Source organism: Streptomyces lincolnensis (assembly GCF_021173675.1).
Classification (GTDB): Bacteria; Actinomycetota; Actinomycetes; order Streptomycetales; family Streptomycetaceae; genus Streptomyces; species Streptomyces lincolnensis_B.
Map to the genome: position 1 here is coordinate 1 of NZ_JAIHON010000006.1, position 15,840 is coordinate 15,840.

General features: G+C 72.7%; 14 protein-coding genes. 5 read left to right on the top strand and 9 right to left on the bottom strand.

What is annotated here, in order from left to right; all coding sequences use genetic code 11:
• Nucleotides 1–446: 446 nt before the first annotated feature.
• Together K4B79_RS17580 and K4B79_RS17585 are read right to left on the bottom strand one after the other, a co-directional pair.
• On the bottom strand, nucleotides 447–2,468 hold the full coding sequence (locus K4B79_RS17580) for an FtsX-like permease family protein (protein ID WP_232027625.1): 2,022 nt from the start codon (nucleotides 2,466–2,468) through the stop codon (nucleotides 447–449).
• A gap of 315 nt (nucleotides 2,469–2,783) precedes the next feature.
• Entirely contained in the window at nucleotides 2,784–3,467 is a 684-nt protein-coding gene (locus K4B79_RS17585; RefSeq protein ID WP_232027626.1) for an ABC transporter ATP-binding protein, read from the bottom strand.
• A gap of 272 nt (nucleotides 3,468–3,739) precedes the next feature.
• Between K4B79_RS17585 and K4B79_RS17590 the strand changes: the two genes are divergently transcribed.
• Nucleotides 3,740–4,609, top strand: a complete 870-nt coding sequence (locus K4B79_RS17590; protein WP_232027627.1) for a hypothetical protein — start codon at nucleotides 3,740–3,742, stop codon at nucleotides 4,607–4,609.
• A gap of 57 nt (nucleotides 4,610–4,666) precedes the next feature.
• Here K4B79_RS17590 and K4B79_RS17595 read toward each other — a convergent pair whose 3' ends face one another.
• Entirely contained in the window at nucleotides 4,667–5,569 is a 903-nt protein-coding gene (locus tag K4B79_RS17595; protein WP_232027628.1) for an NmrA family NAD(P)-binding protein, read from the bottom strand.
• Between the two features lie 49 nt (nucleotides 5,570–5,618).
• A complete protein-coding gene (locus K4B79_RS17600; protein WP_232027630.1) occupies nucleotides 5,619–6,686 on the bottom strand; it encodes a helix-turn-helix transcriptional regulator in 1,068 nt (355 codons plus the stop codon).
• A 97-nt stretch (nucleotides 6,687–6,783) separates the two neighbouring features.
• On the opposite strand from K4B79_RS17600, the gene K4B79_RS17605 reads away from it, so the two are divergent.
• Together K4B79_RS17605 and K4B79_RS17610 are read left to right on the top strand one after the other, a co-directional pair.
• Entirely contained in the window at nucleotides 6,784–7,188 is a 405-nt protein-coding gene (locus K4B79_RS17605) for a hypothetical protein (RefSeq protein ID WP_232027631.1), read from the top strand.
• Between the two features lie 88 nt (nucleotides 7,189–7,276).
• The gene (locus tag K4B79_RS17610; RefSeq protein WP_232027632.1) at nucleotides 7,277–8,023 is read left to right on the top strand and encodes a response regulator transcription factor; all 747 of its coding nucleotides are present in this window, start codon (nucleotides 7,277–7,279) and stop codon (nucleotides 8,021–8,023) included.
• Nucleotides 8,024–8,041: 18 nt separating this feature from the next.
• On the opposite strand, the gene K4B79_RS17615 is transcribed toward K4B79_RS17610, so the two are convergent.
• The 4 genes from K4B79_RS17615 to K4B79_RS17630 form a co-directional block, all read right to left on the bottom strand.
• Nucleotides 8,042–8,404, bottom strand: coding sequence for a hypothetical protein (locus tag K4B79_RS17615; protein WP_232027633.1), 363 nt, complete (start codon nucleotides 8,402–8,404; stop codon nucleotides 8,042–8,044).
• 62 nt (nucleotides 8,405–8,466) lie between these two features.
• Entirely contained in the window at nucleotides 8,467–9,345 is an 879-nt protein-coding gene (locus K4B79_RS17620) for a glycine betaine ABC transporter substrate-binding protein (protein WP_232027634.1), read from the bottom strand.
• 36 nt (nucleotides 9,346–9,381) lie between these two features.
• Nucleotides 9,382–10,032, bottom strand: a complete 651-nt coding sequence (locus K4B79_RS17625) for a hypothetical protein (protein ID WP_067435718.1) — start codon at nucleotides 10,030–10,032, stop codon at nucleotides 9,382–9,384.
• A gap of 195 nt (nucleotides 10,033–10,227) precedes the next feature.
• Entirely contained in the window at nucleotides 10,228–13,974 is a 3,747-nt protein-coding gene (locus K4B79_RS17630; RefSeq protein WP_232027635.1) for an nSTAND1 domain-containing NTPase, read from the bottom strand.
• A 115-nt stretch (nucleotides 13,975–14,089) separates the two neighbouring features.
• Between K4B79_RS17630 and K4B79_RS17635 the strand changes: the two genes are divergently transcribed.
• Together K4B79_RS17635 and K4B79_RS17640 are read left to right on the top strand one after the other, a co-directional pair.
• Nucleotides 14,090–14,254, top strand: a complete 165-nt coding sequence (locus K4B79_RS17635; RefSeq protein ID WP_232027636.1) for a hypothetical protein — start codon at nucleotides 14,090–14,092, stop codon at nucleotides 14,252–14,254.
• Nucleotides 14,255–14,399: 145 nt separating this feature from the next.
• Complete coding sequence (locus K4B79_RS17640; protein WP_232027638.1) at nucleotides 14,400–15,365, top strand: sigma-70 family RNA polymerase sigma factor; 966 nt, start codon at nucleotides 14,400–14,402, stop codon at nucleotides 15,363–15,365.
• On the opposite strand, the gene K4B79_RS17645 is transcribed toward K4B79_RS17640, so the two are convergent.
• Entirely contained in the window at nucleotides 15,348–15,761 is a 414-nt protein-coding gene (locus tag K4B79_RS17645; protein ID WP_232027640.1) for an ATP-binding protein, read from the bottom strand. The genes K4B79_RS17640 and K4B79_RS17645 overlap by 18 nt on opposite strands.
• Between the last annotated feature and the right edge of the window lie 79 nt (nucleotides 15,762–15,840).

Genomic DNA, 15,840 nt, shown 5'->3' on the forward strand with positions numbered 1-15,840 from the left:
CAGCGACCATCCGGTGCCGCCAGGACCGGCGACAGCACCCCCCGGATCATCAAGGACAGGGGCAACGAGTCATACCGGCCCCGAAGGCCACGAGCCCGAACCGGGCTCTACAACGAAGGTAATGGGCGGCCGGTATGTGATGCCGCGCAGGTTCCTCATCGGGGTGGTCGGGGGTGCGACCGCTGTCACGGCTCTCTTCGGTGTGGGTACGCACGCGTTGGCCGGGACGGAGTCGACCACCAGGCTGGACGAGTACAGCGCGGTGTCCGTCGGTGGCCACAGGGCGCCGGCCGCCAGTCAAGGCCACGAGTGACTCCGTCACCTGGAGGTTCGAGCGGTAGGAGGCCAGCGATCACGGGCCCGCCCGGGTGCCCGCCCGAGTCTTTGAGCACGCACGATGGGCTCCGCCGGTGATCGGTGGAGCCCATCGTGCGTGTTCAGGGTCGTCAGTCCGCCGCCGTCTGTGGGGCGTCGGTCGTCACCTTTCGTAGGAGGGGTCTGCTGCAGCCGATCGCGGTGAGCATGGCCAGGGCGCCGACGGCGACGCAGACGGCGAGTTGGACGGCGCCGGAGGTGTTCATCGAGACGCCGGCCACCTGGTTGAACTGGTACGCGCCGTAGACGCCCATGCCGGTGGTGCCGCCGGCCAGGACGACCAGGGGGAGGACGGTCTCGCGGACCCGCGCGCGGTCCAGCAGGCGCAGCGGGGTGCCGGCCAGGCGCAGGAGGCCGTAGACGCGGCGGCGGTCGAGGACGTTCGCGGCGGCGGTGAGACCGGCGGAGGCGGCCGCGACGAGGAAGCTCATGACCAGGGTGGCGATGCCGACCACGCCGATGCGGTCCGCGATCACGTTGTCGGGGGCGCTCACGTAGTCCTGGGTGAACGGCAGCCGGCCCGCTCCGAGGGGGGTCAGCGCGGTGACGGCGGTGTCCACCTGTTCCTGGCCCCCGGAGACGTGGGCGATCAGGCCCGGACTGCCACTCAGTACGCTGTCGAAGTCGTCCTCGGAGGGGACGTCGACCTTGGCGGTGACACCCGCTTCGCGGAGCAGGGTGCGGGCCTCGGTGGCCGCGTGCCGGGCGGCGGCGCTGTCCGCGGTCACCACGGCGACCTGGCCCTGGTGGGCGGAACCGTCGATGTCGAGTCCGATGACGGCGAAGAAGCCGGCCACGAATCCGGCCAGGACCAGGCCGCTGACGGTACGCCAGGCGCCGCGCGGGTCGTCGCTGAGCCGGCGGGCCGCCAGCAGCGTCGCCGGGCTGCGGGCGAAGCGGCCCGCGATCCGGCCCAGCCGGTCCACGACCCACGGGCCGAACAGCCAGAACGCTCCGTAGAACAGCGCCAGCAGGGCGATCAGCTGCCGGGTCGTGAGCCCGCCGCCCTGCGTGGAGATCAGGACGTACCCCAGCACCACGGCGAACAGCACGAGGCGGATCATGCGGGTACGGCGCGGGTTCGCCTGCTGGGCGACGCCCAGGGGGGAGGTGGCCACCTGGCGCAGCATCGACACCGCGCTGACCGTGATGAGCGCGGTGACCGCCGCCACCACCGCCGTGAACCAGGGCAGTCCCACCCACAGGTGGCCCGTGTACCAGCCGCCGATGCCGTAGGGGATCCGTGCGAGGGCGGGCAGCAGGGCGGCGTAGGCGAGAGCGCCTGTCAGTGCTCCGGCCGCGCCGACGGTCGCCGACTCCGCGGCGGTCATCGCGAGGATCTGGCGCGGGGTGGCCCCGGCCAGCCGGAGCGCGGCGAGGCGCTGCTCGCGCCGGGCGGCGCCCAGTCGGCCGGCCGCCGCGGACAGCACGATCACGGGCGCCACCAGCAGTGTCACACCCATCAGCGCGGTCTGCTGGTCGCTGCCGGTGAAGATGCTCGGCCTCGGCTTGGCCGCGGAGAACCCGGAGACCAGGGCCCGCTCGGTCTGCCCCTCGTCGAACCAGTTGCCGCCGCCTGCCGCCTCGGACATCGCCGGGTCGGACGGCGCCCGGCCGATCACGGCGACCAGTTCGTCCGGGGAGGCGAGTCCGGCGGCCTCGATGGTGCCGTAGCGCGCGGGCTTCGGGAGGCGGTCGGCCAGTTGGCTCGCGGGGAGCTTGTGGATCAGGTCGGCCAGGGCGGGGGAGAGATACACCTCGCCCTTCTTCGGGAAGGTGCTCAGGCCGGGCGGGGCGGGGGTCGCCGCGCGGCCGGGCAGCTGGGCCAGTGACACCACGGAGACGGGGTCGTGGCGGACGTAGGTCGTGGTCAGGGCCTGGACGGCGGTCGCCCGCCCGGCGGGCACGGCGGCCGGGGTGCGCCAGGTCGTGTGGTCGGCGCGTTCGCCGGAGCCCAGGCTGACGGCGATCATGACCAGCAGGACGAAGGCGCCGACCGCGGCGGCGCCGGCCGCCAGCAGGTGGCTCTGGAGGCCGCGGCGGCCGGAGGATCTGGTCAGGTGCCAGGTCAGGGGCAGGACGGGGGAAGGCATGGGGGTCTCCGGGGCGCTGGGGTAGATCAGACGCTGGGGTAGATCAGACGCTGGGGTAGGCCAGGCGCTGGGGTAGGCCAGGCGCTGGGGTAGGCCAGGCGCTGGGGTAGGCCAGGCGCTGGGGTAGGCCAGGCGCTGGGGTAGATCAGACGCTGGGGTAGATCAGACGCTGGGGTAGATCAGACGCTGGGGTAGATCAGACGCTGGGGTAGATCAGACGCTGGGGTAGATCAGACGCTGGGGTAGGCCAGGCGCTGGGGTAGGCCAGGCGCTGGGGTAGATCAGACGCTGAGGTAGGTCAGGCGCTGGGGTAGGTCAGGCGACGGTGTACTGGCTGTGGCCGCTGATGCGGCCGTCGCGGACGTGGAGGATCCGGTCGCAGTGGGCGGCGACGTCGGCGTCGTGGGTGACCATGACCAGGGCGGCGCCCTGCTCGCGGGTGACGGAGGTGAGCAGGCGGACGACCTCGGTGCTGGTGGTCTGGTCGAGGGCGCCGGTGGGTTCGTCGGCGAAGACCACGTCGGGCCGGACGGCCAGGGCGCGGGCGATGGCGACGCGCTGGGCCTGGCCGCCGGACAGCTGGCCGGGCCTGCGCTGCTCCAGTCCTGCGAGGCCCAGGGGTGCGAACCAGCGGCGGGCCTGTTCGACGGCCTGTCGGCGCGGGGTGCCCTCCAGCATCAGCGGCAGCGCGGCGTTCTCCTCGGCGGGCAGTTCGGGCAGCAGCTGGCCGGACTGGAAGACGAACCCGAAGCGCTTGCGGCGCAGGGCGCTCAGCTTGTTCTCGCCGAGCTTGTCGATGCGCTCGCCGCGCAGCAGCACCTCGCCGCCGTCGGGGCGGATGATCCCGGCGAGGGTGTGCAGCAGGGTGGACTTGCCGGACCCGGACGGGCCCATGATCGCGAGGGAGTCCCGTTCGCCGACCTGGACGTCCACCCCGGCCAGCGCGGTGGTGGAACCGTACGTCTTCACCAGGCCATGACCGGCCAGAACGATGCTCATGATGGGCTACTCCGAGGTCGGTGTCGGCGCTGGAAGGTCCAGGAACCGGCTCCAGCCTCGCCCGCGGACACCGCCGCCCGCCTCGGTCGAACGGTCGGCTTCCGCACCGGGCTCCTCGTCCATTCGGCCGACCGGCCGGGTCGGCCTGTGTACGGAGGGGATCGGCCACTGGATCATGGGCGCACCCGGGGGTTACGGGGATGACGAGGGTGACGGGGGCTATGGGGGTTATGGGGATGGCAGGGGTTATGGGGACGGCAACGCGTGGTTCCGTGCCGCGCCGAGTCGCGGGCGTGGTGTTCGCCGTCGTGGTGCTCGGTGGGGGGACGGTTGCCTGTGGGGAGGGTTCCGCGAGTGAGGGCCGGGCCGCGGTGACTCCCGGGGCGGCCGTGGCGGAGGCGGCGAGGCATGCCGGGGACATCTCGTCGCTGCGCTATCGGGTCACCGGGGTCCTTCCGGAGAAGGGCCGGGTGGAGGCCGAGGCGTCCATGGGCACGGAACCGTCGGTCATGGGTATGCGGATGACCACGACCGAGCAGGGCGCGGAGCACCGGCTGGAGATCCGGTTCGTCGGCGACGCGATGTATGTCGGAGGGAGTGCGCTCGCCTCCGAGAAGCTGGACGGCAAGGGGTGGTTCAGTGCCGAGCCGGCCGCGTGGGGCCGGGGCTCGTGGGACAACAACTCCTACGGTGTGCTGCCCAGGCAGCTCGAAGGGAACCCGGCCGTGCAGTCCACGTTGCTGACCGGCTCGAAGGACCTCCGGGAGACCGGGACCGAGACGGTCGAGGGCACCAGGACCACCCACTACCGGGGGACCGTCACCCGTAGCGGCCTGGGCGCCGCCCGTGACGCGGCCGCCGACAAGGAGACCCGGCTGCACCGGATCGAGAGCCTCGATCAGTTCATCGGGCTGTACCTCGCCGACACGCTCACCATGGACCTGTGGGTCGACGACGACCACCACACGAAGCGGTTCCGTCTGCGGGGCGACGTCCGCGCCTCCCGGGGTGTCGCCGAGGGTGAGCGACTGGACCTGACCTTCACCTTCCTCGACGTCGACCGGCCGGTGACCGTCGAGGCCCCGCCGGCCGAGGACACCGCCGACCTCGCCGCGGCGGCGGACGAGGCGGCGGCGGGCTGAGCGACGTCGGGGAGAGCCGAGCGACATCGAAGAGAGGTGAGTGCCCGGCCGTGGTCGTCAGGCGGGCTGAGTCGTGAACGCCTCCGCGTGTTCCGTCGCCCACTGGGTGAACGTGCGGGCGGGGCGGCCGGTGACCTTTTCGACCGTGTCGACGACCGTGCGGCCGACCTCCGGGGTGTTGCCGTAGGCCTCCAGGAGGAAGGCGACAACTTCCTCGGGGTGGCCGGAGGCGCGCCACTGGGCGACGGCCTGGTCCTCGGTGAGTTCGGTCAGGGTGATCCGGCGGCCCCGGGCCTGCGCGATCGTCCGGACCTTGTCCTGAACGGTGAGCAGGTCGGGGCCGGTGATGACGTACTCCTGGCCGGCGTGGCCCGGCTCGGTGAGGGCGACCGCGGCGACGGCGCCGATGTCGGACTCGTGGACCATGGCACTGAGGCGGGTGACGAAGGGTTCGCGGACCTCGTCCGAGGCCACGATCCCCGGCGCCCATTCCAGGGCGTTGGCCATGAACTCGACCGGCATGAGGATCGTCCAGTCGATGTCCGCGGTGGCGCGTACGGCGTCCTCCAGCAGGGTCGGGCCGCCGCCGTGGAGCACGGTGACACGGCATACGCCCGCCTCGCGGGCCAGGTCCAGGATGCGGGGGCCGGTCTCCAGGGGCGCGAAGTACGGGCCGCCGAAGGTGATCAGGTGGAGGCCGGTGACGTCCTTCAGGGCCGGGATCAGGGTGTCGGGGTCCGTCAGGTCGCCCTGGACGACCTCGACCTCCGCCGGGAGGCCGGCCTTCGCGGCATCCCTGGTGAGGGCGCGGACCGCGTGGCCCCGGGCCAGCAGTTCGGCGACCACCCGACGGCCCACGGTGCCGGTCGCGCCGGTCACGAGGACCCTCTGCGGAGGTGCCTGCCTTGCCTGTGTCGTCCGCTCTACCTGCGTTGTCTGCGTCGCCTGTGTCTGCGTCATGGGACGACCGTAGGAAGGCTTGCGGTCAGCTACTGTCCGCAAGCCGTTCTCAGGCTCCCAGGGCCCTGGCCAGCAGCATGCCCCTGGTGTTCGTCGACGTCTTGGCGAAGACGGACTTCAGGTGGTCCTGGACGGTGTGCTCGGACAGGGACATGTCGCGGGCGACCGTGTGGCTGTCGCTGCCCTTGGCCAGGTGGCCCAGGACGTCGGCCTCCCGGGGGCTCAGGGCGAAGGCTCTGGTGAAGAGGGTGAGGCGTTCCGCCGGAGAGGTCTCCTCGATGGTGACGGCGATGGTGTTACGGCGGCCGGAGGGGAAGGCGTCGCCTATGCGGGCGGCGCTGAGGGTGAGCCAGAGGCCGTCGGCGAGGTGGACGCGGGAGCGGGGCGGGCCGGGGTCGACGCCCGCCTCGACGGCCAGGAGCTGGGCGGCCACGTCGTAGACGCTCGCGTGCACCGCCGGGCGGCCGGGCTCGGGCGGGGTGAGCAGGCTCAGGCAGGCGTCGGTGTCCGGGGTCTGGGCGAGGACGCGCAGGTCGGGGGAGAGCAGCAGGGCCAGCGGACTCGTGCGGCGCGTGTGGGGCGGTCGTACGACGAAGGTGCCGGCCTGGCTCCGGCGCAGGGCCGCGGTCACGGGGGCGGTGAGGTGGGCCAGGTGGGCGGCTTCGGCGGAGGTGAAGGGGCGGTCGTAGCGGTAGAGGTCGAGGTGGCCCCAGCAGCCGAAGCGGTCCTTGAAGACCAGGGAGGCGATGTCGCGGACGCCGTGGGCGTGGAGGAGGTCGTGCCACAGGAGGTGGCGGGCGGGGTCGGGGAGGTCGCTGAGGAGGGCGATGCCGTCCAGGGCCGTCCAGCGGTGGACCGCGGTCAGGTACTTGAGGCGGGTCATCCTGGGCAGCTCCCGCGGGCACGGGATGTCGGCGAGCGGGGAGCAGCCGACCGCGGTCTCCGGGTCGGTGAGGAGGAAGGCGTGGGCGTCGAAGGGGACGGTCGCGCGCAGTACGCCTAGGAGCCGTCTGCGCAGGTCCCGGGTGTCGCCGCCGGTCTCGCAGAGGCGGATGACCCGCTCGTGCGACCGTGCGTACGAGACGGCAGGGCCGGCAGGAACAGCGGGAACGGCCATGATTCGAGCGTACGTCGCAAATCCCCACATTTCTGGGATGGGCTGTGCTCCGCACCAGGTCAAGCATGGAGACATGCATCGGACCTAGGAGCCACCGATGAGCATCAGAACAGCATTCCCCGTGGTCGCGGCCGCCGCGGCGCTCGCCTTCGCCACCGCCGCCCCCACCGCCGCGGCTCAGCCCACCGCCACCCAGCAGGGCACGGTCTACGCGTGGATCAGCGACGGCTGGGGCGGCGGGACCGTCACCAGCAGCCCCGCCGGGATCACCTGCCATACGACCGCATGGGACCCGTACGCCGAGAACGCGAACGCGCCCTATCCGGCCGGCTCGTGCGAGGCGAGTTTCCCGGTCGGTACGCGGGTCACCTTCACCGCCACGCCCGACCCGGGGTCGTACGTCAACGGTGAGCCCTACCCCACGTCGTTGACGGTGGTGGCCGGCTACAACTCCGTGTGGGTCATGTTCTGCCCGGACGAGGGTCTGTGCACGAGTTGGTGACGGGCCGCCCCGATCGCGGGCCCGGGGGATTGTCTTCGCTGGTCGGGAGGGCTTCGTAGACAACGGTCCGGTCGTCAGGGTGGGTCCCGTGACCTACGACTCGTGTGTACCCGACCATCCGTACGTGCTCGTCGGCCAGGAGGCGATCGAGGCATCCGAAACGCTCGTCATGGCGTTGCGCTTCCTCGGCTTCGACGCGCACGTCGCGGCCACGGGGGCCGATCTCCTGCGTGAGGTGTCCCGCCGCAGGCCCGACGCCGTCCTGCTGGACACGACCCTGCCCGACGGATGCGGGGTCGAGGTCTGCCGGCGGCTCCGGGCGGCGGGGGTCGACGCCCCGGTGATGTTCCTCAGCTCCCGGAGCGACATCGAGGGCAAGTGCCAGGCGCTCGCCATGGGCGGCGACGACTACGTCACCCGGCCCGCCGATCTCACCGAGGTGAGCGCGCGGATCCGGGCACTGGTCCGCCGTTCCCGGGCCGGGGGCCCGGCCCCGTCACCGGCCGCCCACAAGCTGCGCGCGGCCGGCGTCGAGCTGGACGAGAACACCCGGGACGTGTCGCTGCACGGGCGGGCCGTGCGGCTGTCCGCGACCGAGTTCGCGCTGCTGAGGCTCCTCATGCGCAACGCCGGGCGGGTGATCTCCAAGGGGGAGATCCTGGACAGCGTCTGGAACTACGGCTTCCAGGGCGAGTCGGGGGTCGTGGAGACGTACGTCTACTACCTGCGGCGGAAGCTGGGCGACTCCCGGCAGTCCGTGATCCGCACGGTGCGCGGGGCGGGGTACATGGTGTGCGCCGGGGATCCGGCGCACACCCACGGCACCGTGGCCTGAGGAGCAGGGCCCGTCACGCTAGCCGATGTGCAGCGTGATCGTGCTGCCGTTCTTGTTGCCGTTGGCCGGCAGCACCCGCGGCTCCCAGCGCCAGCCCGTGCTGGGCTTGCGGTGGTGGAACTCGACCGAGCGGCCCAGCGTCCACCAGTAGTCGGAGGCCGTGGTGCAGCCGTGCGGCGCGATCTCCCAGAACCGGGAGCCGGCCCAGTCGCCGTGCTGGTTCTCGCCGACGAGGAAGAACTTGACCGTCTCGTTCGAGCCGCTGCACACCCGGACCTGGCCGTACTTGGTCGCGGCCGAGGCCGTCGCGGGCATCGCGATACCGCCGAGCGTGGCGGCCGCGGCCAGCACTCCCACGGTGACTTTCCTGCTGAGCTTCATGAGCTACCACCATTTCTTGGATGAGCTTGGATGAGCTTGGATGAGTGACGCGCTGGTGCGCGTCAGTGGGTCGTCCCGGCACGCAGCCACGCGCGTGCCGTCTTCGAGGGGTCCTGGCCCGCCGCCACGGACGAGGCGAGGCTCGCCAGTTGTCCGGTGGTCAGCGCGCTGTCCAGGCGGGCCAGGGCGTTCCTGCCGTCCACGTCCGCGCACGCGGCGCTGATCAGCGGGAAGACGTGTTCGGGCGGGACGACGCCCCGGGAGTCGGTGAGCACCACCAGGTGCTCCCGGGCGATCAGGGGGTCGGTGCCCCGCAGGACCAGCACGTCCGCCGTGTTCGACGTGCCGGCCGGGGTGAGCGTGACGCCGTAGACGCGCCGAAGTGCGGTCGCCGTCGGGGCGTCGGGGTGGCCTGCGGCCGATCCGCCGAGCCGGAGGCCCTTGATTCCCCCGAGGTCGGTGAGATCGCGCAGTCCGTGGCGGTGGGCCGTGGCCGGGGTGACCGCGAGGACGACACCGTTCTGGGCCGCCGCCGGGGGCAGTGCGTCGATCCCCGGCGGCAGGGCCATGCTCAGCGTGGTCGCCAGGTCGCCGGGCACGGTCTGGCCGCCCGGCAGGGCCCGCAGTGTGGTCGTCTCGTACGCCGGGGCCAGGTCGAGCCTGCCCTCGACCACGGCACGGGCCGTGTCCGCGGGGGACGCGTACCGGGTGTCCGAGATCCGCACCCGCTTGCCGGCGCCCGTGAGCAGCTCGCCGTAGAGGGCCCCGACGACCCGGCCCTCGGCCGAGCCGTCGGTACCGATCACGGCCGGCGTCGAGCAGTCGGATCCGGCACCGGAACCGACCGGAGAGCCGGATCCGGAGCCCTCGTCACCGCCGCCGATCGTGCAACCGGCCGCCCCGCCGATGAGCAGGACGAGCGAGCCGACGGCGATGACCAAGGGCTTCAGCGAAAGGGAATTCCCTGGCATGACGGGTCAGCGGTGGCAGTGTTCGTTGCGTTCCTGCCGTGTCATCGGCTGGCTGTGCATGTTGATGTAACCGCCGCCCGGATTACCGACGTCCCAGCCGGACTCCGTGTAGTTCTTGACGTACCAGACGAAGTGGCCGTAATAGCGCTTCTTGAACTGGATCTCGTACCAGCCGGTGGCCTGCCGCTTGGGCGTGCCGCGTTCCATCCAGCCCTTGTCCCAGGGGTTGAGGTGCTTCTTGCGCTCGACGGTGTCGGTGTGGCTGCGCTCCCAGGTGCGGTTGTAGCTGGTCTCCAGGCCCACCTCGAAGACCTTCGCGAACCCGGCGCTGGCGGTGATCGTGATACCGACGTTGTCGGAGGAGCCGGTCGTGTCCTGACCGCCGACGCTGAGTTCGCCCGCGGTGTTGTCGCAGTTGTAGGTGGGTTCGCCGACCCGGTGTGCCGGTCCGGTGTAGGTGCGGAACGACTGCGGGTGGAAGGCGCAGAAGCTGCTGGTGGTGTTGCACTGCTGCAGCAGCTCCCGCACGGAGGGCTTGTCGGCCGCGGAGGCCTGCGGGGCGACGAGCAGAGTGGTGCCGACCGCTACGGCGGCGACCGCTCCGGCGGTTCGCGCGAATCTCTTCTTGTTCTCGGGCCGACGGCGCTCGAATACCATGGCCAATTCCTTCCAGAGGTGGGGTGCCGGTGGAATTCCCCAGCGACTGGAACAAGTACACAGTCAGCGCCTGGATCGGCCATCAATGTTCTCTCAGAGAACAGTTCAGAATTTACTGTGCGAGTGATCGGCGTTCGATCGTATTCAGATCGGAGTCGGATCGGAGTCGGATCGGAGTCGGATCAGAAAAGCCGGTCAGTTCCCGCACACCGTGCGGTAGGGCGCGTCCGGGACGTACGCCTTCCACTGGGCCCTCGTCAGGTTCGTGCCGCCCAGCCGCGCGCAGATCAGCTCCACGGCCCTGGCGGGGTCGACGGTGTAGCGCTGGAGCGGGACGTGGGTGCCGGCCGCGTAGAGGGTGCTGCTGTCGGCGGAGAAGGCGAGGGAGGTGATCGCCTCGCCGGGGGTGGGCAGCGGGCCGCCGAGGGGCTGTTGGGTGGCGGTGTCCCAGAGCTGGAGGGTCCCGGCGTCGCCGCCGACGGCGAGGGTGCTGCCGTCGGGGCTGATCGCGAGGGCGCCGACCGCCTCGGGGGCGTCGCCGAGCGGGGTGGGGAAGGCGTTGCGGAGCACACCGGCGCGTTGGCGTACGTCCTTGTCCCACAGGCTGACCCGACCGGTCAGGTCGCCGGCCGCGAGGCGGGAGCCGTCGGGGGCGAAGGCGAGGGCACCGACGCCCCCGCCCTGCACGAGGTCGGAGCCGGTCGTGGTGCCGGAGGGCAGGCGTACGGCGCTGTCCTCGGCGACGAGCAGCCGTCCGTCGGGGCGCAGGGCGATGTGGACGCTGTCGGTCCGGTACACGGCGGTCCGCCGGCGGCTCACGGTGTCCCACACCTCGGTGCTCAGCCGGCCCAGGCCGGGGACCCGGACCGCGTACAGCGTGCGGCCACCGGCACCGAGCGCCAGCCCGGCCACGGATCCGGGGGTCGAGCGTGGGGACAGGCCCAGTGTGGCGCTACGACGGTCCAGGCGCCGGTCCCAGACCGTGACGCGCTGGATGAGGCCGTCCCGGCCGGGGACGGAGACGCCGTAGGCCAGAGCCGTGCCGTCGGCGGTGAACGCCAGCAGGGGCAGCATGTCGGGAGGGTCGACGGTCGGACCGGAGGGATCAGAAGGACCGGACGGGACAGGAAGCGGCGGAGTCGGCAGCGTGCGCACCACCCTGCCCGAGCGGGTGTCCCGGAGTTCGACGCGGTACGTCGCGCCCGTGCGCCGCGCGGTGGCGAGCGCGCGACCGTCCGGGCTCAGCACCGCCGCGGTGAGCGGGTGTCCGGACCAGGGCGCGGTGACGGTGGTCGTGAGGTCCAGGGTGTGCACGGTGCTGCCTTCGAGGTAGCGCAGCAGCGGGCGGTCGGGGTCCCAGACGGGGAGGTCGGAGAGGTGCTGGTTGTTCAGGGCGTGCCGGAAGACCGGGGTGCCCGGGTCCGACAGCCGCCAGATCTTGATGTCCTCGGCGTCGGTGGTCGCCAGGAAGGCGCCGTCCGCGCTGAAGGCGGCCGTCGAGAGCCGGGGAACGTCGAGGTCGGCGATCCACCGTCCCGTGCGGATGTCCCAGACCCGCACCCCACGCGCGGACGCGACGGCGAACCGCCCGTCGGCGCCGAACTCCAGCAGCGTGTGGTCGTCGTCGCAGACGCCGTCGCTCTCCTCCTCCCATGGCCCGGCCACCGCTCCCCCGCCGCCGACCTCGTAGACCCGTGGGCTCTCCCCGGACGGGCAGACCGCCACCAGCCGTCCGTCCGGGCTGGCCGTCACCTCCGTCAGCGTGGGCAGATCCGTCTCGAAGCGCACGCGGCCGTCGGTGGTCGAGCGCAGGCGGACGCGGTCGCCGTCCATGTCGTTCTCGGAGTAGAGGCCGCCGCCGGTGAAGAGTTCCAGGCTGCCGGGAGGCAGGGCGGGGGTGGGGGCCCAGTGGCCGGTGGTCGTGTCCCACAGGCGGGTGTCGCCGTCCGGGCCGAGGACGGCGAGCAGTCGGCCGTCCGGCGCTGCCGTGGCGACCCGGCCGCGCGGCAGCCGGCCGGAGCCGAGGGGGCGGTGGGTGGCCACGGACCAGGTCCGCCAGGTCCGGCCCTCGACGCCGAGGAGCGTACGGCCGGAGTCGACGAGGTACCGCGAGGGCTCGTGGCCCTGGGCGGGGGCGGTGAAGGTGTCGGTCTCGGGCTGGCCGAGGGCGCCGATCAGGGCGCGGCGGGTCTCGGGCAGCCGGGAGACGCGCCAGGCGGCGACGCCGAGGAGCTGGGCGGTGCGCGGGTCGGTGGTGCGCAGGGCGTCGGCGACCTCGGCGACCCGGCGGGCGGCGTCGTCGGTGGTGCGGCGCCGGTTGTCGGCGTGCTGCTGCCAGGCGACGAGCCCGGCGACCAGGGCCACGGCCAGCACCGCGGACAGCGTGGTCAGCAGGGTGCGGGCCCGGCGCCGGGTCCGGGCGGCGGCCCGTGCCTCCGCGTCCCGGGCCTCGAACGCGGCGATCAGGAAGGCCCGTTCGGTCGCGGTCAGCGCGGGGTCGTCGAGGTGGCCCGGGAAGAGGTCCCCGGCGCGGGCGAGCCGGCTGCCCCGGTACAGCGCGCCGGGGTCGCGGTCGTGCTCCCGCCACACCCGGGCGGCCTCGGTCAGAGCCCGGTGGTGGCGCAGCCGTTCGCGGTCCTCCTCGATCCAGTCGTGCAGCCGGGGCCAGCAGGTGATCAGGGCCTCGTGGGCCAGCTGGACGCCGTCGTCGTCGCCGGTCAGCAGCCGGGCCCGGGTCAGCCCCTCCAGCACCACCCGTACGTCCGGGTCGGACCACTCCTCCAGCTCGGCGCGGGGCAGCGGGCGCCGGGTGTCGGGGGTGCCGCGCCCCGGTGCGATCATCCGCAGCAGCAGGCGCCGGGCGGCCCGCGCCTGCGCGGGCGTCAGCCGCCCGTACGCGTCCTCCGCGCTGGCCGCGATCGCGCCCCGCACCCCGCCGGCCGCCTCGTACGCGGCCAGGGTCAGCATCCGGCCGCGGCGCCGCCGCCAGGTCTCCAGCAGGGCGTGGGAAAGCATCGGCAGACCGCCGGGCTCGTCCAGCACCTCGTCCACGATCCGCGCGGTCAGCTCCCGCTCGACGATCAGTCCGGCCGTCTGCGCGGGCCTGATCACCACGTCCCGCAGCTCGTCGGCGCTCATCGGCCCGACCAGCAGCCCGGCGCCGCGCAGGACCGCGGCCAGTTCCCGGTGCTCGCCGCAGCGGGCGTAGAAGTCGGCGCGGACGGCGATCAGGACGCGCAGCCGGGAGCCGGGGTCGCGGGAGGTGAGCAGCAGGTCGATGAAGCGGGCCCGCTCCGCCCGGTCGCGGCAGAGGGTGAAGACCTCCTCGAACTGGTCGACCACGGCCCAGACCTCCGGCTCGCCCTCGGCCGGGGTCAGCAGATCCGCGTACGTCTCGGCGGGCCGGGGGCCCGGGGTGAGCACCCGCAGCACCGCCGACTGCCTCCGGCCGCCGATCTCGTCCCGCAGCCGGGGGATCAGCCCGGCCCGCAGCAGCGAGGACTTGCCGCTGCCGGACGCCCCGAACAGCACCGCGAACCGGTGATCGCACACCAGTTCGTGCAGCTCCTCGATCAGCCGGTCCCGGCCGAAGAAGACCTCGCGGTCGTCCGGCTCGAAGCGCGCGAGGCCGCGGTACGGCGGTGCCACGTCCGCCGCGTCCTCGCGCGGTACGCCCGCGGCCTCGGTCTCGGCCTCCTTCCACCGCGGCTCCCACTCGGCCGGATCGCCGCCGCAGGCCCGCACATACCCCTGGAGCACGTCGAGCGAGGGCAGCCGCTTGCCGGCGGCGGCCTGGGCCAGGGCGGCGGTCGAGAAGTGGGCGCGCTCGGCCATCACGCGGTAGGTCGGCCGTCCGGCCTGTTCCCGCAGCACCCGCAACTCGTGGGCGAGCCGCTGCACGGGACCGGCCGTCGGATCGACCGGCCTCTCCGGACGCCCCACCGGCACACCCACTTCCACGCATGCTCGACACAGCGAACAAAAACGACACTCGGGACGAGCAAGATACGTTTCGCCCCGATCGAACGTCATGCGAATCCTGCGGAATGTGGCCTTGATGACAGGGGGCGTCCGGGATGCGGGCATCGTCCTGTGGCTCCCGCGCCCGGGCCTCACGGTGGCCCTGCCGTGGTTCTACGACGATCAGGACCGGGGACTCGACATGCGCGAGCACGGTCCGCCGCCGGCCGGGGCTGCGATGCGGGCGCCCGGCGACGCGTGAGGCGCCGGGCGGCCTCCTCGTCGCCCGGCGGAGTCCGGCGAGGCTCGCGCCCGCCACGGGCGACACCGCCCGCACCACCACCGCGGCGGTCCGCCTCCGGCTCGACCGGTTCCCCCGGAGCCACGGCTGAGTACAGTGCCGTGGCATGGGGGATGTCACCACGACCGATGATCAACTGGAGACCTACCGCTCCGAGTTGACCGGCTACTGCTACCGGATGCTCGGCTCGGTCTTCGAGGCGCAGGACGCCGTGCAGGAGACCATGGTCCGGGCCTGGCGGAGCCTCGACCGGTTCGAGGAGCGGTCCTCGCTGCGGTCGTGGATGTACCGCATCGCCACCAACGTCTGCCTGGACGCCCTGGCGGCGGGCAAGCGGCGGGCGCTGCCGATGGACCTGTCCGGCCCCACCTCCGGCGCCGTCTCGCCGGGCACTCCGCTGGACAGCGGCACCTGGATCGAGCCGTGCCCGGCCGGCCTGACCGGCGCGGACGGTGACGACCCGGCCGCGGCGAGCGTGGCCCGCGAGTCCGTCCACCTGGCCTTCGTCGCCGCGCTCCAGCTCCTGCCGCCCAAGCAGCGGGCCACGCTTCTCCTGCGGGACGTGATGGCCTTCTCCGCCCGCGAGGTCGCCGACCTGCACTACACGACCGTCGCCTCGGTCAACAGCGCGCTCCAGCGGGCCCGCGCCACCCTCGCCGCCCACCGCGCCGAGCGGGCCGACCCCGCGCCCGATTCCGCCCAGCGCGTCCTGGCCGACCGGTACGCCCAGGCCTTCTCCCGCTTCGACATGGTCGAGCTGAGCATGCTCCTCCACGTCGACGCCACGCTCTCCCTGCCGCCCTACGCCCTCTGGATGCGGGGCGCCTCCGACATCCAGGCCTGGCTGAACGGCCCCGCCATCGGCTGCAAGGGCTCCCGCCTCCTCCCCACGATCGCCAACGGCTCCCCCGCGTTCGGGCAGTACCGGCCCCGCCCCGACGGTCCCGGGTACGACCCCTGGGCCCTGCAGGTCATCGAGTACGGCCCCGACCGCATCACCGGGATCAACGCCTTCCGCGACACCGACCGGCTGTTCCCCCTGTTCGGGCTCCCCTCACACCTCCCCGACTGACAGCTCCGCCCACACCGTCTTGCGCGGGCGCGGGCCGTGGCTGACGCCCCACTTCTCGGCCAGCGCTTCCACGAGGACGAGCCCCCGGCCCGACTCCGCGTCCACGTCCGGGACTTGGACGCGCGGCTCCCGGTCACCGCACGTGTCGGTCACCTCGATCCGCAGGGTGCCTCCCACGACGTAGAGCGTCAGCCGGAAGTCCCTCCCGGGGATACGGCTGTGCGTCGCCGCGTTCGTCGCCAGCTCGGCGACGATCTGGCGTGCCGGGTCCAACGGGATGTGCCAGGTGCGGAGTTGTTCGGTGGCTAGGAGTCGGGCGAGGCGGGCGGCTCGGGGGGTGGGGGAGAGCTGGACGCTGTAGTTGCGGATGTGGGTGGGGGCGGATTTCTGGATCACGTCACTCAGAGTGGCGGTGGATGTTTACCGTGAACAGTGACGAATCCGTTGCGTACGGTGACTGTCCGGACATTGTCCA

What these genes read in the sequence shown, in the direction of transcription:
- K4B79_RS17580 (WP_232027625.1), bottom strand. Translation starts at nt 2,468, where the DNA reads ATGCCTTCCCCCGTCCTGCCCCTGACCTGGCACCTGACCAGATCCTCC.
- K4B79_RS17585 (WP_232027626.1), bottom strand. Translation starts at nt 3,467, where the DNA reads ATGAGCATCGTTCTGGCCGGTCATGGCCTGGTGAAGACGTACGGTTCC.
- K4B79_RS17635 (WP_232027636.1), top strand. Translation starts at nt 14,090, where the DNA reads ATGACAGGGGGCGTCCGGGATGCGGGCATCGTCCTGTGGCTCCCGCGC.
- K4B79_RS17595 (WP_232027628.1), bottom strand. Translation starts at nt 5,569, where the DNA reads ATGACGCAGACACAGGCGACGCAGACAACGCAGGTAGAGCGGACGACA.
- K4B79_RS17640 (WP_232027638.1), top strand. Translation starts at nt 14,400, where the DNA reads ATGGGGGATGTCACCACGACCGATGATCAACTGGAGACCTACCGCTCC.
- K4B79_RS17600 (WP_232027630.1), bottom strand. Translation starts at nt 6,686, where the DNA reads ATGGCCGTTCCCGCTGTTCCTGCCGGCCCTGCCGTCTCGTACGCACGG.
- K4B79_RS17615 (WP_232027633.1), bottom strand. Translation starts at nt 8,404, where the DNA reads ATGAAGCTCAGCAGGAAAGTCACCGTGGGAGTGCTGGCCGCGGCCGCC.
- K4B79_RS17625 (WP_067435718.1), bottom strand. Translation starts at nt 10,032, where the DNA reads ATGGTATTCGAGCGCCGTCGGCCCGAGAACAAGAAGAGATTCGCGCGA.
- K4B79_RS17605 (WP_232027631.1), top strand. Translation starts at nt 6,784, where the DNA reads ATGAGCATCAGAACAGCATTCCCCGTGGTCGCGGCCGCCGCGGCGCTC.